The 24,779-nt window shown below is 43.4% G+C and carries 25 protein-coding genes and 2 pseudogenes; 14 read left to right on the plus strand and 13 right to left on the minus strand.

The window, feature by feature from the left end:
- Position 1: 1 nt before the first annotated feature.
- On the minus strand, positions 2-433 hold the full coding sequence (locus tag QUA90_RS02800; RefSeq protein WP_194061000.1) for a hypothetical protein: 432 nt from the start codon (positions 431-433) through the stop codon (positions 2-4).
- A gap of 26 nt (positions 434-459) precedes the next feature.
- Here QUA90_RS02800 and QUA90_RS02805 point away from each other — a divergent pair, with 26 nt between their 5' ends.
- The 3 genes from QUA90_RS02805 to QUA90_RS02815 all read left to right on the plus strand — a co-directional run bounded on the left by QUA90_RS02805 (position 460) and on the right by QUA90_RS02815 (position 2,262).
- On the plus strand, positions 460-933 hold the full coding sequence (locus QUA90_RS02805) for a hypothetical protein (protein ID WP_228057008.1): 474 nt from the start codon (positions 460-462) through the stop codon (positions 931-933).
- A gap of 192 nt (positions 934-1,125) precedes the next feature.
- A complete protein-coding gene (locus tag QUA90_RS02810) occupies positions 1,126-1,839 on the plus strand; it encodes a PEP-CTERM sorting domain-containing protein (protein WP_194060999.1) in 714 nt (237 codons plus the stop codon).
- A gap of 72 nt (positions 1,840-1,911) precedes the next feature.
- Positions 1,912-2,262: an HNH endonuclease gene (locus tag QUA90_RS02815; RefSeq protein WP_194060998.1), complete on the plus strand. Its 351-nt coding sequence runs from the start codon at positions 1,912-1,914 to the stop codon at positions 2,260-2,262.
- Here QUA90_RS02815 and QUA90_RS02820 read toward each other — a convergent pair.
- The 6 genes from QUA90_RS02820 to QUA90_RS02845 all read right to left on the minus strand — a co-directional run bounded on the left by QUA90_RS02820 (position 2,228) and on the right by QUA90_RS02845 (position 5,754).
- Positions 2,228-3,082 (minus strand): 3'-5' exonuclease, encoded by an 855-nt coding sequence (locus tag QUA90_RS02820; RefSeq protein WP_333443805.1) that lies wholly within the window; start codon positions 3,080-3,082, stop codon positions 2,228-2,230. The two genes, QUA90_RS02815 and QUA90_RS02820, sit on opposite strands and share 35 nt — an antisense overlap.
- Positions 3,083-3,581: 499 nt before the next feature.
- Positions 3,582-3,863 (minus strand): hypothetical protein, encoded by a 282-nt coding sequence (locus QUA90_RS02825; RefSeq protein ID WP_228057007.1) that lies wholly within the window; start codon positions 3,861-3,863, stop codon positions 3,582-3,584.
- A complete protein-coding gene (locus QUA90_RS02830; protein WP_194060995.1) occupies positions 3,829-4,071 on the minus strand; it encodes a hypothetical protein in 243 nt (80 codons plus the stop codon). Before QUA90_RS02830 ends, QUA90_RS02825 begins: the two co-directional genes overlap by 35 nt.
- A 127-nt stretch (positions 4,072-4,198) precedes the next feature.
- On the minus strand, positions 4,199-4,531 hold the full coding sequence (locus QUA90_RS02835; RefSeq protein ID WP_333443808.1) for a hypothetical protein: 333 nt from the start codon (positions 4,529-4,531) through the stop codon (positions 4,199-4,201).
- A gap of 168 nt (positions 4,532-4,699) precedes the next feature.
- On the minus strand, positions 4,700-5,263 hold the full coding sequence (locus QUA90_RS02840) for a hypothetical protein (RefSeq protein ID WP_194060994.1): 564 nt from the start codon (positions 5,261-5,263) through the stop codon (positions 4,700-4,702).
- A 161-nt stretch (positions 5,264-5,424) separates the two neighbouring features.
- Positions 5,425-5,754, minus strand: a complete 330-nt coding sequence (locus tag QUA90_RS02845; RefSeq protein ID WP_194060993.1) for a hypothetical protein — start codon at positions 5,752-5,754, stop codon at positions 5,425-5,427.
- 191 nt (positions 5,755-5,945) lie between these two features.
- Between QUA90_RS02845 and QUA90_RS02850 the strand changes: the two genes are divergently transcribed.
- Both QUA90_RS02850 and QUA90_RS02855 read left to right on the plus strand, forming a co-directional pair.
- On the plus strand, positions 5,946-6,530 hold the full coding sequence (locus QUA90_RS02850) for a hypothetical protein (protein WP_194060992.1): 585 nt from the start codon (positions 5,946-5,948) through the stop codon (positions 6,528-6,530).
- 100 nt (positions 6,531-6,630) lie between these two features.
- Positions 6,631-6,843 carry a hypothetical protein gene (locus QUA90_RS02855; RefSeq protein ID WP_333054108.1) on the plus strand — a complete coding sequence of 71 codons (213 nt, stop codon included), beginning with the start codon at positions 6,631-6,633 and terminating at the stop codon, positions 6,841-6,843.
- A gap of 114 nt (positions 6,844-6,957) precedes the next feature.
- Here the strand turns inward: QUA90_RS02855 and QUA90_RS02860 are convergent, their stop codons facing one another.
- Positions 6,958-7,113: a hypothetical protein gene (locus tag QUA90_RS02860; protein ID WP_333443811.1), complete on the minus strand. Its 156-nt coding sequence runs from the start codon at positions 7,111-7,113 to the stop codon at positions 6,958-6,960.
- An 85-nt stretch (positions 7,114-7,198) separates the two neighbouring features.
- Positions 7,199-7,567 carry a thermonuclease family protein gene (locus QUA90_RS02865; RefSeq protein ID WP_333443813.1) on the minus strand — a complete coding sequence of 123 codons (369 nt, stop codon included), beginning with the start codon at positions 7,565-7,567 and terminating at the stop codon, positions 7,199-7,201.
- 328 nt (positions 7,568-7,895) lie between these two features.
- Here QUA90_RS02865 and QUA90_RS02870 point away from each other — a divergent pair, with 328 nt between their 5' ends.
- From QUA90_RS02870 to dnaN, 6 genes are all read left to right on the plus strand, one after another.
- A complete protein-coding gene (locus QUA90_RS02870; RefSeq protein ID WP_333443815.1) occupies positions 7,896-9,278 on the plus strand; it encodes an IS200/IS605 family accessory protein TnpB-related protein in 1,383 nt (460 codons plus the stop codon).
- Between the two features lie 331 nt (positions 9,279-9,609).
- Entirely contained in the window at positions 9,610-10,845 is a 1,236-nt protein-coding gene (locus QUA90_RS02875; protein WP_333443817.1) for a hypothetical protein, read from the plus strand.
- A gap of 214 nt (positions 10,846-11,059) precedes the next feature.
- Positions 11,060-11,446 carry a hypothetical protein gene (locus QUA90_RS02880; RefSeq protein ID WP_194060989.1) on the plus strand — a complete coding sequence of 129 codons (387 nt, stop codon included), beginning with the start codon at positions 11,060-11,062 and terminating at the stop codon, positions 11,444-11,446.
- 86 nt (positions 11,447-11,532) lie between these two features.
- The gene (locus tag QUA90_RS02885) at positions 11,533-11,913 is read left to right on the plus strand and encodes a hypothetical protein (protein ID WP_194060988.1); all 381 of its coding nucleotides are present in this window, start codon (positions 11,533-11,535) and stop codon (positions 11,911-11,913) included.
- Between the two features lie 269 nt (positions 11,914-12,182).
- Positions 12,183-13,586: an ATP-dependent DNA helicase gene (locus QUA90_RS02890; protein WP_194060987.1), complete on the plus strand. Its 1,404-nt coding sequence runs from the start codon at positions 12,183-12,185 to the stop codon at positions 13,584-13,586.
- A 238-nt stretch (positions 13,587-13,824) separates the two neighbouring features.
- Positions 13,825-15,336: a DNA polymerase III subunit beta gene (gene dnaN / locus QUA90_RS02895; protein ID WP_333185102.1), complete on the plus strand. Its 1,512-nt coding sequence runs from the start codon at positions 13,825-13,827 to the stop codon at positions 15,334-15,336.
- Positions 15,337-15,505: 169 nt separating this feature from the next.
- On the opposite strand, the pseudogene QUA90_RS02900 reads toward dnaN, so the two are convergent.
- Positions 15,506-16,219, minus strand: a pseudogene (locus QUA90_RS02900) (DUF4058 family protein).
- Positions 16,220-16,532: 313 nt separating this feature from the next.
- Here QUA90_RS02900 and dnaX point away from each other — a divergent pair.
- Both dnaX and holA read left to right on the plus strand, forming a co-directional pair.
- Positions 16,533-17,948 carry a DNA polymerase III subunit gamma/tau gene (gene dnaX, locus QUA90_RS02905; protein ID WP_333185100.1) on the plus strand — a complete coding sequence of 472 codons (1,416 nt, stop codon included), beginning with the start codon at positions 16,533-16,535 and terminating at the stop codon, positions 17,946-17,948.
- Positions 17,945-18,895 (plus strand): DNA polymerase III subunit delta, encoded by a 951-nt coding sequence (gene holA / locus QUA90_RS02910; protein ID WP_194060984.1) that lies wholly within the window; start codon positions 17,945-17,947, stop codon positions 18,893-18,895. Before dnaX ends, holA begins: the two co-directional genes overlap by 4 nt.
- Positions 18,896-19,359: 464 nt before the next feature.
- Here the strand turns inward: holA and QUA90_RS02920 are convergent.
- The 3 genes and pseudogenes from QUA90_RS02920 to QUA90_RS02930 all read right to left on the minus strand — a co-directional run bounded on the left by QUA90_RS02920 (position 19,360) and on the right by QUA90_RS02930 (position 21,764).
- Positions 19,360-21,025 (minus strand): annotated as a pseudogene (locus QUA90_RS02920) (IS1634 family transposase).
- Between the two features lie 170 nt (positions 21,026-21,195).
- Positions 21,196-21,396: a hypothetical protein gene (locus QUA90_RS02925; RefSeq protein WP_228057005.1), complete on the minus strand. Its 201-nt coding sequence runs from the start codon at positions 21,394-21,396 to the stop codon at positions 21,196-21,198.
- 107 nt (positions 21,397-21,503) lie between these two features.
- Complete coding sequence (locus QUA90_RS02930) at positions 21,504-21,764, minus strand: nucleotidyltransferase domain-containing protein (RefSeq protein ID WP_333185096.1); 261 nt, start codon at positions 21,762-21,764, stop codon at positions 21,504-21,506.
- A 277-nt stretch (positions 21,765-22,041) separates the two neighbouring features.
- Between QUA90_RS02930 and QUA90_RS02935 the strand changes: the two genes are divergently transcribed.
- Complete coding sequence (locus QUA90_RS02935; RefSeq protein WP_333443825.1) at positions 22,042-24,687, plus strand: DEAD/DEAH box helicase; 2,646 nt, start codon at positions 22,042-22,044, stop codon at positions 24,685-24,687.
- Positions 24,688-24,779: the final 92 nt, after the last annotated feature.

Below are 24,779 nucleotides of genomic sequence, written 5' to 3' on the forward strand. Positions count from 1 at the left end.
TTCATCTAAATAGCCAGCAGATTGATTTATCTTGTACTTGGACACAGGTCACGGCCAGTTGGCGGTTTATGGCGCGCTTGTAGCTCTCTTCTTCAGAAATCCGCTGTAAGGTGGTGGGATGGCGGAAATATACCACACCGCAGACACCATCTATGCTCATGCTATCCTCGGCACAAGGTGTTTCTCCGCGCCCTTGTAATCCCCACGTCATTTTTGTTTGTACGCCATCTTCCCACCGCAAAGTCCTTCCTCCGCCTCCAGCCCAAGAAACTGACTCATAGATGCAGGTTTGTTTAAGTTCTATCAGGTCTTGGCGAAGCAACCAACAGGAAACAGATGCTCCCTCAATTCTGCCGGAGCGTGCAGGTGTGACAACAATGCCCAGTGCTAGAATCGGTAGGAAAACAGACAAAGTTTTCAAGTTTTTATCCACGGTTAATATATTCGGAAATAAGGGAAGTGTCCGGCTTAGCAAGTTCTATTGTCACCATAACCAATCTATTACCAAACTTGTTGCCGATCGCCACCAACACCCCAATTTTTGGGAAACTAAACCCAGACCAAAACCTCCACACCCCCGCCATGCCCAAAATCCATGAGTGCCATCGCTGTCTCCTCTTTGCCCGCAACCCACACCTCGTCTGTGCCGTGCATCCCACAGGCCCTAACACGGAGACTTGCATTGACTTTCGAGCAGACCCTAACACCGCATCAGAGGAATTGTGGGAACCCGAAGGTGCAAGCTACTACAACGGCGAACTAATCTTGCAACCAAGGCAACGGTGGACACCAGAACAACAGTTAGACCTCCTGGACACGCACCCACTATTTACTGGTCGGTGTCCCCACTGTGAGCTCCCGTTCCCCCAATATGAAACGCCGCCTGTTCATTGGGATTGTTCGGAGTGCGGATGGATGGATGATTCGGTGTGAGGCTATGGTTCTGTTTTGATAATGGCGATCGTTACTTGCTTTTTAGAGCATGGACTTAACTTTGTGGTTAAGATTGAATAAGTTGAATAAAGAATTATGATTTTTTAAGTAAGCTAGCTAGTATTTAGGTAGCTTGATTACTGAATGGGCTTTCCAGTCAAGTTGTTTAGTATAAAAGGAAATGTAGTTGTTATGAACAACCTCTACCGCCAAGTTGCCGTTGCCTCTGTTTGCACCGCTCTAGGTTGTGTTCTGGGAACAAGCGAAGAAGCTAAAGCAGCTACATTTACCTTGACACCTACTATCCAATTTGGAGCCACTGCAAGTATGTATCAGATGGGTGTGTATGAGGACGTTAGGCTTATCCCTGGGGATGAGCACGTGTCATACGGGCCGGGTAGTGTAACAACAAGGTTAGCTGAATTTAATATTAGCAACTTTTTTCTTGCTCCTAACACAATTATTCGTAGTGCTATCTTTCAGGATAAGATCTCCAGTTTCCAAGGAGGCCGTCCTGGTACTCTGGGCATCTTTGGCTATTTAGGAAACGGAACAGCCGAAGCATCAGATCTTTTGGGGGATGAAGTATTGTTAACTTCTGTAGATATCTCATCCTCATCTCCGGGTGATACTCTTAACTTTGACGTAACTCAGTTTGTTAATCAGCGAGTTAGCAACCGCGATACTTTTGCTGGGTTTGCCATCAGTCTCTTGAACGTTGGTGGGGTCACTCTGGGAGGTACTGATGCTCTTGGTCGTTCCAGTCTAGTAATTGAAACCGCCGACGTTGCCGAGCCTGTGCCCGAACCGACCACAATCTTTGGTTCAGCTATAGCCTTGGGTGTAGGAGGATGGCTGAAACGAAAGAAATCAAGTCAGCAGCATAAAACAACGCCCCAAGGTTAATCTACCGTTTGACAACATAGTTTAAATTTCAAGTTATCAGTTGCGATCGCCATATTGGTGGAGAAATAAACTATGCCTAAACCCAAGAGGTATCCCGACAATTGGCAAGAGATTGCGCTATCAATCAAGGAAAATGCGGGGTGGCGCTGTACTAAGTGCCATCAACAATGCCTCCGACCGGGTAAACCAAGCGGGTTAACCAAATCTGAACGGTGTGCTTTAACTTTAGCGGTGCATCATCGCAATCGGATACCAGAGGACAACCGCCCTGAAAACTTAATCGCCCTGTGTACCGCGTGTCACCTTTCGTATCATAATCGGGGTCAGTCTAACGTATCGCCGGGGCAGTTGTCGCTGTTCCCCGATGATGCGGTGGATTGGGATATCATTAATTTTTCTGAGGAATGGGGACGGGGCGATTGATTCGATCCGAATCCGCCGCCATCTTCTTAATTAATTGGAGGGCTGCTATGCAATCTCCTAACGCTCGGTGTCCTCCACCAGGCAGGGGGAAATACTTATAATCTTCGTAATAGTAGCTCCAATATCCCCTCCACTGTGCCGCCCATTCCATCAGGCAGTTGGAGCGCTTTGTCAACTTCAAAATGGGCAAACTGTGAAGCCGACAGCAGTAATTTAGAATCTTGATATCGAAAGCAGAATTGTAGATTAATACTCGTTTATCTTTAAGGACTTCAACAATGCGGGGATAGACTTCAGGGAAACTCGGAGCATCGGCTACCATTGCATCGCTAATGCCGTGAATATCTGTTACTTCTGGAGGTATCGGAATAGAGGGTTTGATGAGCGTATTCAGCAACATTTCACCGAGATGATTGATAATTGCTATCTCTACAATCTCAGCACGCACGATCCCCGTAGTTTCAGTATCCAGAATCAGCCAATCGTTCTTGCTTAATTGTTCTCTTGCCCAAAGAACAGCATTCACCCTATCTTTTTCTATGAAACCTACTTCTCGATACCACTCTTGATAATCCCGTTTGATTTTAGCTTTGAGGCGGTTAGCGGCCAGGGTTTCCAATTGTTTGGGAGTGGGTTTTCTTTTGGGTCGGCAACATTCAGGATTAGTGGAATCGTAAAGGAACACATCGTATTTCCGCGTTTCGATGATGCCTGAAGGTTTCAGAGGCGATAGTCCTAATTCACCCAGTTGCTTTTTAGTTTTCAGATGTTCTGGTGGCTCGTTGGATTCGCCCCACCAACTGTATTTTGTTAGTTCCATATTTGATAGCGTAATATCAAAACAGCACATTCAAAATATAACCCAATGGGTAGTATTTGCAAACCACACAACTAGCTCACCAAGCCAGTAACATCGAAATAGAAAACCCCCAGATTGGGGGATGAGTCGCCCGCTGCAAAACTAAACGACAATCTAATTATCCCATCAAAATGCTGTTACTGCCTGCGAATTGAAACAAGCAATCCCGTTTCACCATCACCCTGCGTTTGGCTCTATTTTATGAAAATTGCTTGTAATATCCTGCCGTACCAAGGGTGGCTTTTCTTACCTGTTACCTTCACAATTTCATATTTTTAACTATCTCAAAAGGTTGTTTGAGATATTTCAATATTTGCAGCATTCACCCAATTCGGAGCTAATCTCCACTCAGCAAGTCAAACGAAATCAAGGCTTCCCGGACGCAATCTCCCAGCATCCACAAACAACAAAATTCGCCCAGCAAGGGGTATCGCTGGGCTCTTTCGTGCACGGCAGATAGCTACTCTAGATGCTGGTCAATTAGGGCAATGAGTTGAGCGATCGCCTTCTGTTCTTCTAGAAGTAGTTCTTTGAGCTGGCGCATCTGTTCTTGGTTCGGCGGACGGTGTACCAAATCATCAACGAAGTCTAGCAGGGGAGACTTTCTAAAAGGTCGGGTCAAGGCAGCTTCATCTCGCAAGCGCTTGGTTCGCTCCAGCTTAGATTGCTGGAATCTGTTTTTAGCCTGACGGCGTGTGATAAGCCCGTCAAGTCTTTGACATACGTTCCCAGTCTTCTTCATCTCCATATACGTCTTTCACTTGTTGTTTCAACTCGGTTATCTGCTCAGTCAGATTTGCCACCTGATCTTCAATGGCATCTGTTTTATCTTCCTGGATTTCCAGAGAAATTTCCACAGATTCGACATATTCTGTTAACTTTTGTATTGGATCTGGCTGGGGCGTATCACCGTTAGGGGTGTCACCGTTAGACCCGTTGCCGTTGGTCATACTCATTCCTCACTGGTGTCTGATAGAAAAAACTAGCGAGCGCTTTAGATACAGATGAAACTATCGCCAGCGTCGCTACAAAATTGTTACCAATTTATTACCAAACTGTTACCAAGTTTTATGCCAATTAGTTAGTTGGATTCAATGGGATTCGCTTAGTAACAATGCTCATAAATTCACCCTCACTTGGAGCAGGCATAAGGAAACTCCACTCGCTGATGTGAGCGAACTGTAGCCCATAAAGCCAGCGAATCGTGTATGTTACCCCGTAACTCGATCCAAAAACCATTACCCTTACCCGTTCATAGCCATCAGATTGAACTGGCAAACTGTTCAGACCAGGAATGACCGACGGTAAAGTATCGTCTGAACTCGGCACAAAATTTAGATTTTGCGAATAAACCACTTGTGGCCTAAAACTTGGTGGCGTTGCCAACCCAATACCAAAGTTTGTTGTCATAATTCGAGCCTTCTAATAGTTCTAGGGGATTAGTCGCATGGAAGATGTTCCAGATATTCTTTCTTGGCGTGATTAGTTATAGATTGCATCATTTCCCCATAAAAAACCCCAACCCACTAACTGGAATCAAAGAGAAATCTTAGATGGCATCTTCTATCAACTCAATAATTAATCGTGCCTCCCGTCACCCGGTGTAGGCGCTGTCGGTGCGTTGGATTCGCTTGATATTCGCCAGCACAGTGCACTTGCTAGTTGGTTTTGTTCGACACGATCAAGAACTCGTACTGTCGGGAACCAAGCCTGCAAGTGGGATAAGTCGCTGTTGACGTTACCCGAATACGCTTGAAACGGGTCGCTCTCCAAACAAACGAAGGTTCGCAAAGCGTAGAGTTCATCCAAGTTGAGTCCATCCAAGCGATTAATCAAGGATTCGAGGGAATATTTTCGAGGCGTTGCTTGTCCCGTAATCGCTTGTTCCCCCAGTTCCCACCAACTCATCACGTCGGCTCGTTCGGTGGAACACAAAATCTCGTGTTTCCGAACGCAGATGTAAACTGGCTGTCCGTCTTCCTCTATCAAATTATCTTGGTCATTTAGCAGGCGACCGGTGACGGTTTCAGAACGAACATCGGTTACTTCGATGCGTCCGATGGTCGCGGTAACGCGGGGGTTGGGTATTTCTACAAAGCTGGGCTGGGCGGCTTGTGATGGCTGCCCGTAATCTGCGAACATAAAATTGCTCCTTGATAGCTGGGTCTTATCAGCGAATGGGAGAAGTCCCGGCATCTGTGTTTGCAGCACTGCGCCGGGGCGTCACTCCCACCCTAAAACCTGCGATTAGGGCTGTCAAGAAGTTTACCGTATAATATATGGTATTAATTTCGGGTGATTTGCTAGCGCGATGATTTGAGGCGATCGGCAATGATGCTGGAGAGTTCGGGATTATTGCCTGCCGCGTCGAGGATGGAACGGAGAGAATTGGCATAAGCTAGCGTTCTTTCGTACTGTTCGGGCATTTTCTCGAAATCAATGCCGCTTCCCCATTTACTCGAAATAGTCTCTGTTTGCACCGCCAGGATGCGACTCAACAAGCGAACGCACTCGGCTCTATAGCCCCTCGTAGCTTCCATCTGGGCATCGGCATCAAACCACTGCCTACAAAACTCTCGTGCTTTCACAGGTTTTACAAATTTATCTATAGAACGTCTTTTTAGTGCAAACATAAACTACCTCGTTTACCATATATGTTATGGTATCTTATAGAGATAGAATCGCTTGAGTTTACACGATAATATCATGTAATGAATGCTGAAAACTCCGTAGTGGTGGTGTTCGCCAAGCTGTGGTGCAGTACGGTTCGTTTGCGACAACAATCAAGAAACGGAATATTAAAGGTATAACAGGGGAGCAAACTATGACCGAATCCACTAGAGCCGTCAGAGCCTTGGTACAAATAGGTTCCTTAACAGTCGATGGTTTTATGCTGCCAGACGGCTCGTATCGGATGAGCCAAACCCAAGTCGCCGAAGCAGCGGGCTCTCAAACGGCGCAACGTGTCCGATTTTTACGCTCAAACGCCGGCGAAAGCTTGCTGGGTGAAGGTTACATGAGTACGATTGTTGAGCGCGAAGAAATCGAAATCGAGTCTGAACCCGGTAGTCGGGGGCAAAGTCGGTTTCTGTCCGTCCCTCCAGAAATTGCCAGCGCTTACTGGCTGTGGCAAGCTCACCGGGGGAACAAAGCTGCTTTAACTATGAGCATGGGACTTATTACCGAATCTCTCGAACGGCGGTTTGACGAAGCTTTCGGCGTTACTCGCACCGAGACTGAACGAAACGAATTGCTCAGCCAGCGAGTCCAGCAGCTAGAACGCGATATCAGAGAAGCGTTTTGGGTTGACAATGAAGCCAGAATCGAACGCGACTACTACGAGCTACTGCTTCGAGAAAACGGCATTGACCCTTGGAGAATTCCGGGGGCTGAGGAGGAACCGAGTTAATTGCGATCCCAAAAATTGGAACTTTTCGATTCGGAAATTCCTTGGTAGCCAGCAGTCCAAGAAACCCATCTTTCCTGTTCAATTAAAGAGCAATCGACGAATGGAAGATAATAAGATTTCTCAATTCATTCAAGCGCTTAAATTCTTCGATCTAGAGTTAGAAGAAATGACCGGGAAGCCTGGTTATGAAGATAGAAACGGCAAAGTGATTGCGGTAAGGAAAAAAGGCGATACATCGCGGATACTGTGCGCTTATTCAACCTATGACGAACTGTTAGACTGGGCAAAAAAACAATTCCGCAACCCCAATTAACGCTTTGGTTGAGGATAATTTTACAGTCGTTTATCACCATTGGAAAGCCGCCGCACTTCCTGCCCTGTTAGATCGCTCCCAACAACCTTGGTATATACCGCTGCTTGGCGTACATCACCTCTGATTTTGCTTGCGATAATCCCAAGGACGCTGACCGCCACCCTGAAGCCGCCACACTCCCAGCTTTTGCGATCGCCCCATCTCCTCTGCGGTATCGAATACATCAGCATTGTGGCAGTTGCCGCTGTACTGTTTGTAATGGTAAGCCATAAGTAACCACACAAAATTAATTACATAAAGACTCCTTGCTAGGCAAGGGTTTCAGTAGAAATATTGTGTAATTAATTCTGCACACCTACTTACCCGCTTTGAGCATTTCCTCCTGCACCGATTGTTCTCCCTCCGCTGTATCGAATAGCACTTCGGCGACGGTGCGACCGTAGCGATCGCGATCCATCTCCACAACTATGACCTGACTTTTGGCTTTGGCAATTAGGGAACGCAAGTAATCTCGCGATTCGATACCCAGCGGTTGCTTGGCTTCGGGCGCGTCGATGCCGCACAGTCGGATCTTTTGTTCGCGATTGTCACACTTAACCCGAAAAGTATCGCCATCGTACACCGAACCATCTATAACGGAGCAGCGGAGGGATGCCGTTTCGCTGGGGCGCTTGGCTAGTTTGGGTTTGTCGTTGTCGGGTTGGTGGAAGTGAAACCAAATCAAACCTGTGATGGCTAACAGGGGTAAGGCGTTGACAATTTACCTAGATTTACCTAGATTTTAGTTGCTAAATTCTCAGCAAGTTGACTACCCAAGTTAATTGGCGTTGGTGATTTCGATCGAAAAATCGCAACCTTTGGAGAAGACTCCGCCAGCGACGTTCCAGAAGTAAAAGAAACTCTTTAAAAAGCTTGCAAATCCTGCGCGAAGCTATTAATATACTAAGATACAACCACATTGAGAGGTCGAATCAATGGCTACCATAACGTACTGCAAAGGCCTGCCCACGCCAGCAGATGAACTCAACGAACTTGGATTTACAGATTTCGAGATGTTTCTAGAAGCTTACTCCCCAATTTTCAGGGCTGCAAGTATTGAAACAGTCAACCACTTACTCTTGAATACAGACTTCAAGAAATCCGACTGGAACACGCACCTACAGCAAACCTACGGCATCAATAAGCGCCACGCAAATGGCGTAATCAGCGCTGCCAAAGGTCGTGTAGACGGTGCTAAAGAGCATATAATTTTACACGTAAAAACTCTTGAAGGAAAGATTAAATCCATTGGCGCGTGGATTAAAAAAGCTGAGCGTAAGCTGGTATTGGCTCGTAAGTTTTATGCTAAGAAAAAATGGCAGAATTCAAAGACGGGCTGCAATTTCCCCATAGCCTGTTCAGTTCAACACAAATCTACTAATTGGCAAAACTTACGCTTTCAAATACACAACAAAAAGCGCAGACTGACTTTGTTGACGAACAAGCTCGAACACTTAAGACTCAAACCTGTCAAAGTCTTCGTCCCTCACGGTGATATTTTCGTCGTCGGCTCCAAAGACGAATCTTTTGGCAATCAAGTCTCTCAGTGGAATGGAAAAAAAATAACTTTCAGAGTCCCCAAATGCTTAGAGTCGCGATTCGGGAAAACTGTATCCTCCGAGGTTGGTGATTTTAATCGGAATATAAACAGACTGCCAAAATGCGGGGCGTATACCTGGCATTTCTACCGCAAGAACGGAAAATGGGTTATTGCCGTGCAGTTTACCCCAAATCCTGTGAATCAAGTTTCTAGAAATAGGATGTACGGTTGTATCGGTATCGATATGAATCCCGGTTCTATTGGGTGGGCTTATACTGATTCTGAAGGGAACCTCAAAGCCAAAGGGCAGATTCCATTGCAGATGGGCTTACCGAATGGCAAACAACAGGCTCAGATCGTTAATGCTTGCCTGCAACTAGCAGCAAAGGCTGCGGAATTTGAATGTCCCGTAGTTTGTGAAGAACTTGATTTCTCAACAAAAAAGGAATCTTTAGGGGAGAAAGGTAGAAAGTATGCCCGGATGTTGTCGAGTTGGGCATACAGCGAATTTTACAAGCAACTCAGTTCTATTTTGTCAAATCGCGGAATTGAGTTAATTACAGTCAACCCGGCTTATTCAAGTATTATAGGCTTGGTAAAATATCTGAGAATGTATGGCTTGGCCAGTGACGAATCGGCTGCGCTGGTGATTGCTCGCCGAGCTATGAAATTAAGTGAAAGAATGCCTCGCTCCTTAACCGCCTATTCTAAGGTGAACCCGGAAAAGCACGTTTGGAGCGAGTGGAATCAACTGAATAGAAAGATCAAACGTTCCGCTGTAATATTACGTCGTTGTAATTATTATAGTGTTTCTAACTGGAGTTTCTTGGTCAACCTCGATATTGAGGAAGCGTAAGCGCTAAGGAAGAACGTTTAAAGCTTATACCGTAGAGCTTACCCAGGTTTACCTAGGTTTTCACAAGCGGTAAGGCGTTGAGGAACTTCTGCATTTATTGATTCCCAAACGCTTTTTCTATTGCAGAATATGCCAATTGTCGGTCAATCCACTTCTGGCAATCTTTATTAGACAACAGGGGAGGTACTTAGCAAGACTTCAAAAAAATTTAAGCCGAAATAAAGCACAAACTCGTTCGGATTTGATATTAAACCACAAAAAGTTAAGGGATCAAGCGCGAGAAGATATCCCCTAACGGGAGAAGTTGAAAACAATTAGCTTCTCAAAGGTTATGGACTCTAACACGACTTTAATTGGCTTCTCAAATACTTGCTCTAAACCTGACAACGCTCCCCCCAGTGAAGTCAAAGAAGTGGTAGCGGTAATTTTTCCTTTTCTCACTCCGCCTCCTTTCGCTCAACTTCCCTTTAAAGTAGGCGATATCGTCAAATCTGGCAACCATTACGGCACGATAACAGCCCTCCATCAAACCGATAGACCTGTAATAATTACTTGGGATGCTAGTAACAACGAAGATAGTTTTTCCTGGAATTATACCTTAGATGAAATTCGGGTGCTTAAAATATCCCTTGTGCCTCTGTTTATTCCTCAAAAAACTACTGGAGAACTTCCCGCTTGCACAACAATTGTACTAGCTAATTCGCAACAACTACAATTCAGTAACACCACTACTTTCCAAGTAGAATCGCTCACTGAACATCACATTCTCATATTTACTCTTGACCACTATTATCTCTTTCCCATCAACTTGTTCCCTGGCTACCCGACAAGTTGTGCCATAGATGTTTTTACACCCGAACAATTAGAAGCCAGTCGCTTTTTGTCTTTCAATGACCTAAAAATTAGGGCTAAGACCCATTTATTTTTTGAAGTCCCCGACAATTTCTTAGAAATTGTCCTACCAATTCAAAAGCAGCAAATCAAAGAGAAATTGACTAAACAATTGAGTACAGAAAGTTATCACATTCTCGACTTTGATATTGCTTGGGAAGAAGCCTGGGAATATTGCCTTAAACATTTAGCTAAGAAACATGGATGGAGTGGTTTTCGAGAGGGCGATTGCCTCGAACAACGCCGAAATCAAGTGGAACAAAGGGGAATAGTCATTAGTTTGAATATTCAGGCACTACGCCCATTTCAAATTCAATGGGACAGTGGAGAAATTCAAAGCTACAGCTTGACTGAACTCAAAAGTTTAGGCATTACTCATATCCCAACTCTTATTAAATTATCGCCCAATGTTGCTTACCAAGTTAGCGAAGATGGCTCTTACTTTAAAGCTTGGATTGGTTTCCGTACTAAAGCGTTAGCTAAGGCTTGGCTAATAGTTATTAAAAAGCTAGTTGGTCGCCTTAGCTACCTAATTGATTGCCAAATTCCAGAACTTCAACATACAGGTTCTAAATACGAGTATGTTGTAGAAACTCCCCGACATAAAACTTTAAAGAAGCGCTTAGAAGCTCTGCGGGAAGTGGCTGAACTTGATTTAGAAAAGATGCCAAAATGATGGGAATTGGGAAGAAAGTTGGCTATTCTGTAACCAATGTAAATGCGATTAAAAACTCTGTTACAAATCCGGAAGATAAATCGCCTAGCGGCGAAAAATGTTGATTTTCTCTACTTATAAATACCAACAACAAGGAGCAATCCGAGAAAGTCAGGGTTTACTACACCACTTCAATTAAAAGTGCTGACGAGCTAAAAGTTAGAAGATGAAAAAGATGAAAGAAATCAATATTTGGTCTGGATGCAGCATCGGAATTGGGGCAGCATTAACTAATCCCACAGAGTTAGCTTTTAGAAAAGGAAACCTCAAGAATCACTACCCAGTTGAGTTCAATGGCAAGGTTTTCCGTGATGCTGAAGCTGCTTATCAAAATCACAAATTTGGACATTTGCAACAAGATATGACAATAATGACAGAAATTATTGTTGCGAAACTTCAACAACATCCACGATTATTAAAAACAATCGCAAAATATGGTGGAGTTGCTTGGCTTGAACAATGCAATCACATTGTTGGTGTGCGCGGCTCTCGTTGGGAAGGTCAAGGCAGAAAAAGCAATTTCATTCAATGCTTGATTTCAGCTTATATCTTGGTGTGTTAGTAAGAAGCAATTGCATTCTTCACAAAGACTCAAGGAGTAATCTTTGAGTCTTTTACTGGCTATCCAAAAATTTGAGGAATTTTACCATGAACAAAATAGTAATGATTTCTGGCAGTCGTTCCATCCAGGAATTGCCATCAGAGGCTCATACATCTCTCAATCGCATCATTGAACTAGGGTTTGAAGTCAGAGTCGGTGATGCGCCTGGAGTTGATAGCTTAGTTCAGCAATACTTGCGGTCTAAGAACTACGAGAAAGTTTTGGTTTACTATGCCTTGTTTAGCGGCAATGGCAAACCCAGAAATACTTCTGGTTATCCAGTTGTTGGTATTCCTGGACACTATAGCGATCGCGATATCGAAATGTGTTCGCATTGTGACTACGGATTAGCCATTTGGGATGGACATAGTATTGGCACAGCAGTGAATATCAAACGAGTTAAGAAAACCAAAGTTATTATTGTTTAACAACTAACAACAGCAGCAAAACTAGCTCTGAATTATCATAAATTTCAGAGCTTATTTTTGATTAAACAATACTTATGATAACTTTTTTTGTCAATGACATAATCAGAGTTTTAGGTAAGTTCGCCTAACGAAAAATCAACCATTACAGCCATTCTTTTCTGAATTTCGGAACTATTGTTATAAGTCAGTTTTGATTTGAATGTTCCTCCATACTCCCCCTCAAGCTAGCGCTTATTAGGATGCGAACGAATTAGCATTACTGTACACTAATGATTCAAACTTTACTAGAACGACCGCAGGAATTTAAACAAATTCCCTTTACTCTCAAGCCGCAGCAGCAGCAAGCACTCAACAATTTGAGAACATTTGCAAGCAGCACTTCCGCATTCTTCTTGCTTTGCGGTTATGCAGGCACGGGAAAAAGCACACTTATTTTCCTTATAATCAAAGAACTCTTAGCTCAAAGCAAGCGCATTGCCCTCACAGCACCCACTAACAAAGCCGTCGGTATCCTCAGAAAAATGGCAGCATCTCAAGGCATTTTCGGAGTAGATTTTATGACGATACACCAGCTTTTAGGCTTAGGCATGGTTCGCAAAGAACAAGAGAAAGTCTTAGAACAGACAAGCTGTTGTTACCTCCACCTCTATGATATCATTTTCCTCGATGAATGTTCGATGGTTGGAACTCAATTGTGGTCTTGGATTGAGCGCAGATTTGAACATACTCTCTTCAATCAGCGGAAATTAATTCTCATGGGCGACCCAGCGCAACTTAATCCTGTTGGAGAAAAGCGCTCGCCTGCTTTCAATATTGCCAATAAAGCTGTATTAACTCAAGTGGTTAGACAAGCTGGAGAAAGCCCCGTCCTTGATTTTATTACGGAATGTCGCTCATTTGTCAAGAGTAAAACAGATGTCTTTTTGCCACATCCGAATTACAACTCATTAGACAAATCTAACGGTGCATTCAAAGTTAAACCAGAAGCACTCATCCAATATGCTATCAAAACCATCAAGCGAGAATTTGCCTCAAATCCTGATTGTTTCCGGATTTTGTGCTGGACAAACAAGCGAGTCAACTATTACAATCAGGCTGTTCGAGAACAACTTTATGGTCGAACAACTGCCCGATTTATATCTGGAGAAAGGTTAATTACTAAGAAACCAGTTCTCGCTCCTGATGGTAAGACTGTGATTTTAGCCACATCAACTGAATTTACCATACAGCAAGTTGAAATAAGTCAGCACTACGGCTACCGAGTATGGCTGTTGAAGATTATGACTGATGATGGTCTATTTCGGCAAATCTTTGTGCTGCATGAATCGGAAAGTAAGCGCTACCAAGCTGAATTGAAAGAGAAACTCAAAAGTGCCAAACGTAATGGATTTCTCTGGCGGAAGTATTATTGGTTTAAAGATGACGTATTTGCCGAAGTTGACAATTGCTTTGCCTTGACTATTCACAATTCTCAAGGTAGCACTTTTGAGGAAGTTGGTTTGGACAGCAATGACATTTTAACTCGACTTTTGGTAGGCAAAGAAATGAGCAGCCAAGAGAAACTTAAAGAGTACCACCGTCTTTTATATGTTGGAACAAGTAGATGTCGTCAACGAATACTATTTGTCCCTCCTAATTCATTCAGAGTGCAACGAGTATTAGCTCAATTGTAGAGGAAGGGGAAGGAAAGATAAGTTTTCACTTTTTTGAGTTGAACCTTCTTCTCTCAGGACTTACGCACACGATGCCAGAAACCGGGTTTCTTCGTAGATATCTAAGAGTTGGTATAAACTTGATTTTTCCTGACCCTTCCTTCCTCTCCTTCTCTTAACCTTCCCCTTCCCCTTCCCCTTCCCCCTCCTCACTGCTATCGCAGCGACCAATCAAATTCTTGACACCCGACTAATTATTATGGCCAAATCTCGACTTTCTGGAACACCTTCTAAAGAGGAAGTAGTGGAGAGAACAGCTAAGAAAAAACCCTCAACTGTAACAGGCACTAATTTGACTCCTACTACGAAGCCATCAGTCAAAAAAACAACTAAGCTTTCTTCTCCCCTACCCAAAACAACACAAATAGAAGAAGTAGAAGCGAACTACATTACAGATAATGGAACTTCTACACCTTCTGATACCCCAACAAATCCAACTCTAGAAACCCATCTCAATAATGAAATCACAGCATCTCTAACTCCGACCTCTTCCCCATCGACTGTTAAAATTGCCTGTGATTTAAGAGAATTCAACGATTACATACAGACACTCAAAAGCATCATTCCTAGCAATACCAGTCATCCTATTTTGTGCAATATCTTGATTGAGGCTGATGCCGAAAATCAACAACTGCACCTCACTGGGTACAATTTGGAATTTGGAATGCAAGTAAATTTTGATGCCAATGTCAATCAACCCGGAAAACTCACCCTCCCCGCACCTATACTCGCTGATATTCTGGGGAAATTTCCGAACGGCCGCCTTACCTTAAAGAGTTCCTTTGAAATTATCAAAGGAAGTGATATTCCCTCTGTCAGTGCGACTTTAAGTTCATCAAATAGCAAGCACGTTATTCGCGGGTTAGCTGCGGATGAATTTCCGACTATCCCTAGTGTTAAACAAAAACTTGTAACACTTCCTGCTAGTGTATTAATCGCTGTCCTCAAAGCTAGCTTATTTGCTGTTACTTCTGAGGAAACCAAACGCATTTTGATGGGAGCTAACTTTCAACTGAGTCATGACGCAGACAGAAGACTTAACCAACTAAGAGTGTGGACGACTGACGGGCATCGGGTAGCTATGATTGTCGGATTGAGTGAAAGCAGCAATTCTCAGTTTTTAAACTTTCAAACAGTAAATTTTACTGTTCCCGCTAAGGTACTCCGGGTATTGGAGCGTTCTGTAAATGCCAGTGACAAAGTTACGATTTATTATGACGGTTCGGCAGAACAACCTAGCAAATTTGTGGCGTTTGAGTGGAATAATTTGCGACTAACAGCACAGTTACTTGAAGGAAATTACCCGAAATGCGACCAGATTATTGCTCCTTATCGGTCTGAACTTAGTCATCAAATCGTAGTTGAAAGACTCAGCTTTTTAAAAGCTTTAGAGAGGTTGGCTACTCATAGTGACAAGTCTCATATCACGGCAATTTTTGACTTTGATTTAGAGGCGCAACAGGTGCGAGCTTCACTCAACAATACTCTTAGTTCTGGTACTGAGACAGTTGATGCCAAACTCTGGGGTTGTGACTTTCGGCTCAAGTGCGATATCCGCTATTTGATTGATACAATTAAAGCTGTTTCTAGTTCAGATTTGCGGTTCCTGATGGCAACTCCTACGGCTCCTCTACTGATTGTACCTTTTGGCACGCCAGCTTCGGGTACAGAGGCGTTAGAGTGCGAATACGTTGTGGCTCCGCAAGAATAATCGTGCATATGGGGAGTGGCATCTAAATTGGATGCCCTCTCTACAAATTACTCTATGAACGGCGATCGCATCTATCAAGTTGATATCTACACCGGGGCAGAAGTCAGGCATTCCCGATTGCGATCGCTGTCATACGATTCCGTCAACGATCACCCATTGATAATCACTCTCACGAGCGCGGTGGAACAGGCTGCTGTGAGTAATCAATTGCCAAGTCTAAGGCTGCTTCTTGATAAAGTTGTCCCAAAACCTCAGATAAATTCACAACAGGTTCTTGCTCTAATGGCTGCAAAGGAAACAAGAATTGGGGAATCGATTCACGCACATTAAACGGGTAGAGTTCAGCTTCGGGACGGAGATTAGTCCGACTGACCAGAATGCGGTAGTCTGAGCGAATCGAAACATCCATTGGTATAAAGTTTCCCATTCTTAGCAGATCGATTTCAACTAAGTGAGTAGCCCTGTTCAACACTTTTTGTCGCTTGGTGAGGTACTTTTCTCGACCTTCACCCACTCGTTTATTCTTAGGAGAGAGAACTTCTACCACCGTTACCACCTTTCCAGTCTTGACCTCCCGAATCTCCAGATAGCGTTCGGTAATTTCTTCAGTCAGAGGCAATGTTACTCGAATTGGCTTGGTTATTACCCCAGTTGTTACCGCAGAAGCTCGCTCAGCTTAAGGGTTTTGTTGGAAAACTGACGCATCGGGAATACCGACCAGTAGAGCATAATCGTAAACCCGTTTTTCTACAGCCGCTCGATACTTTGGTATGAGTAAGGGATTGAGCGAGGGTGCTAGTTCGACAATCAGCCAAGAGTGAACCTCTGACCACGAAGAAGGATTTTCAAGATAAGGATTCATGCCTGGAAAATTCGGTGCCATAATCGCAAGATAACGAAGTGGAAAAGGGATGATAGAAAGAGGTACGTTCCATCTCTAATACAATCTATTTGGCAAAAATGCGGAGCATCACACTCCCATCCTCTCTCGGTTCTAAGGGGGATCGTGGCATCAAGTTACGTATGCTTTATTTCAATACCAAATTCTCTAAAAAAACCATATATCCAGCACGTCTAAATGATGAATCGTACAACGGATTTAGACTTGCTATATATCCCCCTTATTCTTCCCCACTCCCCACTCGTTCCCCTCCCCTATCGGGGAATAGTTACCAGAAGTATTCTAACGACTCAAAATGTACCAACCACTGCACCTCAAATACCGACCCAAAAGCCTCCAAGAATTAGTGGGTCAAGACACCATCAAAACAACCTTGACCAATGCCATCACCTCCGACAAAATTGCTCAAGCTTACCTGTTTACTGGCCCCAGAGGAACAGGCAAAACCTCAACCGCTCGCATCCTTGCTAAATCACTCAATTGTTTGAATAACAAAAAGCCAACCGCCACTCCTTGCGGGGAATGTTCAAGCTGCAAAACCATTGACTCCTGTTCAAGCTTAGACGTAACTGAAATCGATGCTGCCTCTCACAATGGCGTGGATGATGCCAGAGAATTAATACAACACAGCAACTTTGCCCCAGCGATGAGCCGTTACCGCATTTGGATTTTAGACGAGTGTCACCAACTCAGTACCAGCGCTCAAAATGCTCTCCTCAAATGCCTTGAAGAACCTCCGGCTCATGTGGTGTTTATTCTCTGTACGACTGAAGCACATAAAGTCCTGCCGACAATTATCTCCCGCTGCCAAACTTTTAACTTCCGAGCCTTGTCAGTTGATGCTATTGTCGGACAATTGCACAAAATTAGCTCTGCTGAATCTATTGCGATCGCAAGTGAGGCCATGCGGGCGATCGCTCGCACCTGTGACGGGGGGTTAAGAGATGCCCTGCAATTACTTTCTCAGCTTTCACTGCTAAACTCAGAGATTACCCTAACTCAAGTTGCAGAAGTATCTGGCAGTATCAGCGAGCAAGAGTCGATCGCCCTTCTCAAAGCCATTCATTCTGGCGATACCCTAAGCGTACTGCAATCTTCGAGAACGCTCATTGACAGCGGCAAAACCCCTAAACTTATTCTCAGCAGCTTGCTAGCAGCAATGAGAGATTTGCTCATTGTCAAATCAACGCGCCACTGCCAGAATTTAATTGCAGGGCCAGTAGGCTACTCACAACTGCGATCGATCGCTCTTCATCTGGATTTTGAAACAATTGATGCGGCTTGTGCACAATTGCAGAAATCAGAATTTCAATTGAGAACTAGCACCAATGCTGCTACCTGGTTAGAAGTCTGCCTGCTGAACTTGATGCTGTCAAGCAAACCCGCTGCCCCCGAAACGCGGTTGCCGGCAACTTCCCAATCTAATCAGCCTGACAAATTTGATAAAACCCCTCAAAAAATAGAGGCAGATTCTCCTGACTTTGAAACAACTTGGGCGCAAGTAGTAGCAGCAGCGAAACCAGGCAATCGTAGCCTATTAAACCGCGCTCAAATTGCCGAACTTTCGGCTGATTCATGTGTGTTAGCAGTAGAAAGAAAGTACGCGAACAAGTTTCAGAGTCACCTTGAATCCGTGCAGCGGATTGTTACTAAAGCTTTAGGCCGCTCGGTTACTGTCACTGTCAAACAACAGGAGGAGTTAGCAGCATGATTAGCATCCTAATTGGGAATGACACCTACGCAATTGAACGAGAAGTTGAAAAGTTTAAGACTCAAACTCATCCTCTCTGGCGAGATTTCAACATCCATCGGTTTGATGCTTCTTCCCTGGATATAGCTATTTCTGCGGCTGCTTCAGTTCCTTTTGGTGTCGGAAGTAAACTTATCGTAGTTGAGAATTGTGATTTCAAGCAATTTGGGGAGACGGGGCTAGAACTACTGCAAATCTTGCCCCATTTACCTACCACAACGCACTTAGTTTTCACTGCTGCTGTTATCGACAAACGGCTCAAGGTAGTCAAGCATTTATTGCTGTTTGGTAAACTTAAGGAGTTTACTCTCATTCCTCCTTGGCGTACTGATTTAATTGAAAATGCGATCGCTGCTACTGCTAAACAGATGAATCTCTCAATTGCCAGAGATGCTGTCAGTTATCTAGCGGTAGCGATTGGTAACGATTCTGCTAGAAGAGTTAGTGAACTGGAGAAATTAGCCATTTATGCTGCGGGCGATCGCATTACCAAAGAAGCTGCTAAAATCCTCGTTCCAGCTACCACAGCCAACTGTTTTCAACTGGCAGAAGCTCTTTTAAAAGGTCAAGCAGTGGCGGCAATTAAGGTGCTTGATGAATTGCTATCTCGGGCAGAGTTTTCTTTAGCAATTATTGCTACTCTTCAAACTCAGTTTAAAACTTGGCTGTGGGTAAAAGCTACTCTGGATTCCGGCGGCAAACTTTCTGATAGTGAAATTGCTAGTATGTGCGGAATTAGTAACCCCAAACGGCTGTATTTCCTTAAGCAGGAGGTTAAGGAAGTATCTGCGAACTTCTTAAGTCGATCGCTATCCATTTTGTTTGATTTAGAAATTGCCCTCAAAACCGGAGAAAAGTCTGATTCAATGTTGCCTGCTTTGCTCAGAATCACTCAACTCACTAAATAACAGAAAAGGCTGCCGAATTAAATTGGCAGCCTTTTACAGCGTATCCCAGATTTCTGGAGTGCAGTAGGGACACGGCATTGCCGTGTCCCTACGTGGATTTATCAATCCGGGATGTACTTCATAAACGTGGAATCTGCTGTATTAATCCTGTTTTTTTTGTTTTGGGGTAGCGATCGCCACTCTAACCCACATTCCGCAGATGTGTGTGGAATTTTTTTATCAGTTGTGAAAAGTTGGAGTCAAAAAGTTTTTCCCTTTAACTTATGCGGTTTTAACGTCACGGGTACCTGTCAGATATCCCGAAATCAACTAAAGTGAAATAGTTGACTTTTTTTAATAGATTTATGGCGCTTTTTTTCGCGAAATAACTTAGCTTTTTAGCCAAGATAAATCCCGCCAAGAGCTAATCATCTTGACTAATAAATGTGGATTATTCACCAAGATTTACAGCTTAATGGAGAGCGTCATCCACCTGCAAACATTAAATAGTACCGACTGCAATACTGTCCTAAATGCTTTAATACATCTTGACGGTCTTGGGTTAAATTACTGACTTGCTTATCTCCGTTGACCGTCACTAAATGTACCGCTTGAAACATCTGAAATATCCAGCGCATTGTCGGTTTATTGGTGAGTTTCTTTACCTGATTTCTGACTCCCTCATTGGTGGCTTCTAAGTGTTGTCTCAATTTCCTTTGCGAAGCGGGTATAAACTAACAAGCACAGTCCCATTATCATTCCTATTGCTTCGACTCGCTCGGGATTTTTCACAAATACGCTTGATGTAAAAAACAATGGATCTTTGATAAATCTAAATCCTCTCTCGTTACTTTGCTGCGCTTTGTATTCTGATAGTATCTGTCGCTCGCTCACCTCTTGATTGTCTAAGATGTTGGTGGCTAATATAAATCTCCCGGCTGTGATTTGTTCGGCTTCTATTACTGATAACCGGGTTTCTATTTGACCCGTAACTTGATAAACTGTTGGATTTGTTTGGTTCTCTAGTTTCTGCTTGCTTGTCAATTTTTTGACGGGTTTTTCTCGGCATTCAATTTCTGTGATTTGGTGATACTTCCAGGTATCTGATAATCTTTTTATCGCGATTTCTGCGTCGGCTATACACGCAAACTCTTGTCTGAATAGCTTGCGTAGTGAGGAAGAAGCTGATTCTAATTGTTTCTCTACTTGCTGGGCTATTTTTTTGAGGGCTGCTTGTTTTCTGATATCGCTTTCTACTACTATCCATCTTTGTTTGATGTTGGCATACTCGCTGGTTATGGCTGCTATTTTGTAGCCTTTTATTTGAGCTGATTTCCAGTCTTTATCTTCGATAGCTGAGATTTTTTCTCGGGCTGATTTGATACTTAATGGCACTCTGGTTATCCATTTCATTCCTGCCATTGCTGATAAGTTTTCTGCTGTGTATAAGGCACTGTCTGCTACACAGATTCCCTCGAAAGTCCATTGGTTTTTAAATTCTTTGAGTCGGGCGACAAAAACGCTTTTGTCATCGGCGTTTCCGTCATCTATTTTGAGATACAATGGTACGTCTCCATCACCGCTAACTATGGTGTCAATGATAAATTGTTTGAGGTCGGGTCTTTTGTCTCTTGAGTATCCGTGAACGATTTTTATGGCTTTCATTTCATCCGCTGGGTTTGATGAGTCTGTTTCAATGTCTTGACTCTTTTCCTGACAAGTTTTGTATGCTCCTTCTACTGATATTGAACTGCTGTCTAGATGAACGCTATTCATTTCTACTTGAAATTTCTTTGCTGCTTTTAGGGCGATCGCTGTGAATAATTGTGTCGTTCCAGCTTGATGGTATTTGTCTAATGCTCTCCCGATTCTGTCATCATTTAATTGTTCCGGGGTCACTCCTGATCCGATTAAATGTTCTGTTGCTTTTCCTACAAAAAATGTGTCGAATAGGTAGATTGGGGCGCTCAAAAACCCCAATCCGTTCAAAATTATTGCTTTCATTACTTGTCCGGGGCTGACTGTTTCTTTGGTTTTGATACCCACTTTTTTGTTGACTTCTTCTACCAATTCCATCTCATCTATTATCCCCGCTACTATTCCCAAGTGGTCTAAATTTACGATATTTATCCCTGATAATGGCTGGTTCATGATTTTTAGAGTTGCTTTACAGCAGAAATCTATTATACACTAAAAACTCCCAAACGATTGCACGGCAATCGTTTGGGAGTTTATTGTTGCCGAATCTATCTTGCTTTACCTCTGCTTGAATATCTGCGGAATGCGGGCTCTAACATTCTTCTTTTCCTTCTGCTATATTTTTAGGGACTCAATCCCAAACTTAACCTCACTTCTTGCGGGACTTCTTTGCAAAACTTTAATGCTTGACGTGCTGTATCCTTATCAGCAGAAGCCCCTGGATAACGATAAGCAACCGCAAAAGCAGTTAACGCTAAAAGTTTCTGGCGAGAAATATCATAATTAGGTTCAACAGGTAAAAGTAAATCCAATAAAAATGTCAAATTATGAGTTTTACTAAAACTAATTCCCGCAAAGCCGTAGTAAAATCCCCTTCAGCTTTATCAACCCATTCAACTGTTAGCGGATTCATAAATCAGCTTTCCTTTTTCTATAATTTCTCGCAAAAAAAATCATTCCAGGCTAGGCGTTGCTCAATCTCTACAGGAGTTCGCACTAACAAATCTATGGCAAACTTTGGTTGAACTTTATTTAAAATTTCCCAAGTTTTGCGAAAATTGCTCCCTTTGTATGGCAAAATCACTAGCAGATATACATCCGAGTCATTTTGAGGGTTTCCATAAGCATAGGAGCCAAATAAAATAATTTTTTCTGGCTGAAATTCATTGACAATAGCCTGACTTAATTGCATGATGTTCTCCCTTTCTATCATACTCAATCAATGCTCCTTTATTGATTTTTTTGTAATTAAGACCAGTCTCAAATAGGAATAAATTGCATTTAGTTTAATCAATTAAATTTATTCTAGCATAATTGTAAAGTCTGTCAAGATCGTCTTAAGTCTAAAAGGTTGTAACTCCTACCAAAAGCAGTCCGACTCCCAGTTGGTTTTTTTATTAATTTCCTCTCTCGTTCTTTTTCCTACCTATCGGTAGTAAGAGAGAAAAGATTCATTCTTAGAGTGACCAATGCCTCCCAATTATATCAACCTTCTTTCCCAACTAATAGCCAGACATGATTTTCACCAAAATAACTTCCCAGAAGCAAGCCACTTGCAGCCAACTGCAACAGCCGATTTGTGTGAGTTTTTAGGCGAAGAGGTTATTTATCAGACAATCGCGACTGCTACAACTCCTAAGCTCTACAAAATTCCTCAAGACTTGCCACCTTCAATAATTTCTGCTTTGCACAGCCAAGGCATTGAACAGCTTTATTCGCACCAAATTAAAACACTCAAAGCCGTGCGCCAGGGCAAAGATGTCATCCTCAGCACAGCAACAGCTTCTGGCAAATCTTTAAGTGCGTACTTGCCTATTTTAGAGGGCATTCTCCAACATCAATTTACTGCACTCTCTATTTATGGCTTGAAAGCTTTAACAGCCGACCAAAGTCAAAAACTTGCCGATTTGCTCCAACTGATTCCTGAGCCTGCCCGCCCGCGTCTTGCCCTTCTAACTGGGGATACTCCTCCCAAAACCAGAGAACAATTATTAGCTGCAAACCCTAGCATAATCAGCGCAACACCAGAGTTAATTCACTATGCGCTGAAAGGCGTTCACTGGAGTCAGCCTTGGCAGCATTTTTTAAGTCGCCTCCGCTATATTGTCCTAGATGAAGCTCACACTTTTAACGGAGTTTACGGAGCTAACATGGCTAGCTTAATTCGCCGCTTAAAATTGGCAGTAGACGAGCGCGGGGGTTGTTCTCAAAAACTGCAATTCCTGATGTTGAGTGCTACCGTTGGCAATCCCGTAAAATTAGCCAAGTTACTATCTGGTAGAAGTCGAAAGCGAAATATCAATAAACCCGAGCGGTTAGTTTGGATTAACTCTAGCGGAGCTGCTGTCCCAGAACGGCAATTAATTGTTACTAAACCGACTCATGATGCTAATTCAGATGTTGCTCGCATCATTATGTTTTTGTTGCAGCAAGGGAAAAGCGGAATTTGCTTCGGTAACGGCAGACAAGCAATTAAGAACTTGTGGGCAACTTTTAAGCAAGAAGCTGTCACTCAAACTAACTCGGGAATTGAGTCGCAAGTAGCAATTTTCTACGGCAGTTTAACAAGCGAGCGCCGCATGGAAATTATTAACTCTTTGCAGTCAGGAACAGTTAAGTGTATCCTCAGCACTAGCGCTCTCGAAGCAGGAATTGATTTGCCTCAACTTGATTTTGCTATTATTAGGGGATGGCCGGGAAGCTTGCAAGCTTTTAGGCAGAGGGCTGGCCGGGCTGGTCGCACAAACTCCGGTTTAATTGTTTTCATTCCCATTGCACAATCACCTTTGGATAACTATTTTGCCGATCGCCCTGAATTGTTAGTGTCAGCCGAATCTGAATTGGTGAGCTTTAATGCCAATTATCCCATAGATATTGCCAAACATTTGATGTGCGCGGCTGTCGAAACAGGCATTCCTGTCAGTAAGCTCAAGCACTACTTTGGCAAGAGCGCTCCTCAAATTGCAACGGCTTTAATTGAGCAAGGTGTTCTTCACAAAAGTCGGGATAAATTATGGGCTAAGGGCTTTCCCCATAAAGATGTAAACTTTCGAGGGGGAACGGGTGCTAGCACGATACAACTGGTGGATGCGGAGACTCAAGAAGAGATTGAACTCCTCAGTGCGGAGATTGCTTATCGAGAGGTATTTCCTGGTGCTATTTACCGCACGCAAAACTCAGACGGCTGTTTGGTGACTTATACTTCGCGCTCGCTCTTGAATGGCAAAGCTATTTTGCAAAACACCCCTGAAACTCGACTGTTTACTGTAGCGATTAGCCACACTGATACCAGCCTCAAGCAGAATTTGAGTTTGCCTCAACAAATCCCGTTGGTCATTCCAGAAGTTGAAGGAAATGTTCAAACCAATTCAACGGATAGTAAGACAATTCCAGCTCAAGCTATTCTGGAACTGGTTTGGGGAGAAATTAGCCAACTCGTCACTGGTTATCAATTATTAACTCGCAATTACGAGTTAACTTGTCTCAATAGAAAGTGCGTCAATTACAGAGAGCATTTACCAAAATGTACTGCCTGTCCTGTTTGTGGCAAGAGAACTCGCTCTGCTGAGCTAACATCGGTTCTTAATGAGGTAAACTTTGAGCAACCTTACGAAATCAAATTTGCGACTCCTGTACTGCAAATTAGTTTTAATTCCCCGGTTGAATGTTATCTGCAACAGGTAGTAACAGCTACTCGCCAGGAATTGCTTCAATCTCAACAGCAGATGGAGCCCGGATATCAGCAATTGTGGGAGTACCCCGCGAATTTGTTGGCTATTCACAGTTTCGGCCATCAAATTTTAGCAGCTTTACCTCTGACTATTTTGGCTTCCGCTAATGATGTGAATTTTGTGGTAGAGAAGAGAGGTGCAAATGACTATGCAGGACTCTTTTACGATTTAGCAGAAGGAGGTTCGGGAACCTCGGAAGCTATTTTTCGTTCTCTCCCTCAATTAGCTCATGCGGCTGCTGAGTTAGCCCGCAGTTGTTCTTGCAGTTCTGGCTGTCCTAAATGTTTGATTCAGTCGGGATGCCCTGATGGTAACAAAGCTTTACTCAAGCAGGTGGGGCTGCTGCTGTGCGAAGCATTTTCTACTCCTCAAATATCAAAATAATTGGTGGAATAGACGGCTGAGAAAGGGGAATGGGGAGAGAGAAATAGGGAAGAGGGGAGTGGGGAATAGAGTGTAGCTTTTTTGTTTGAAAA

The organism is Microcoleus sp. D3_18_C4 (genome assembly GCF_036702355.1).
Classification (GTDB): domain Bacteria; phylum Cyanobacteriota; class Cyanobacteriia; order Cyanobacteriales; family Microcoleaceae; genus Microcoleus.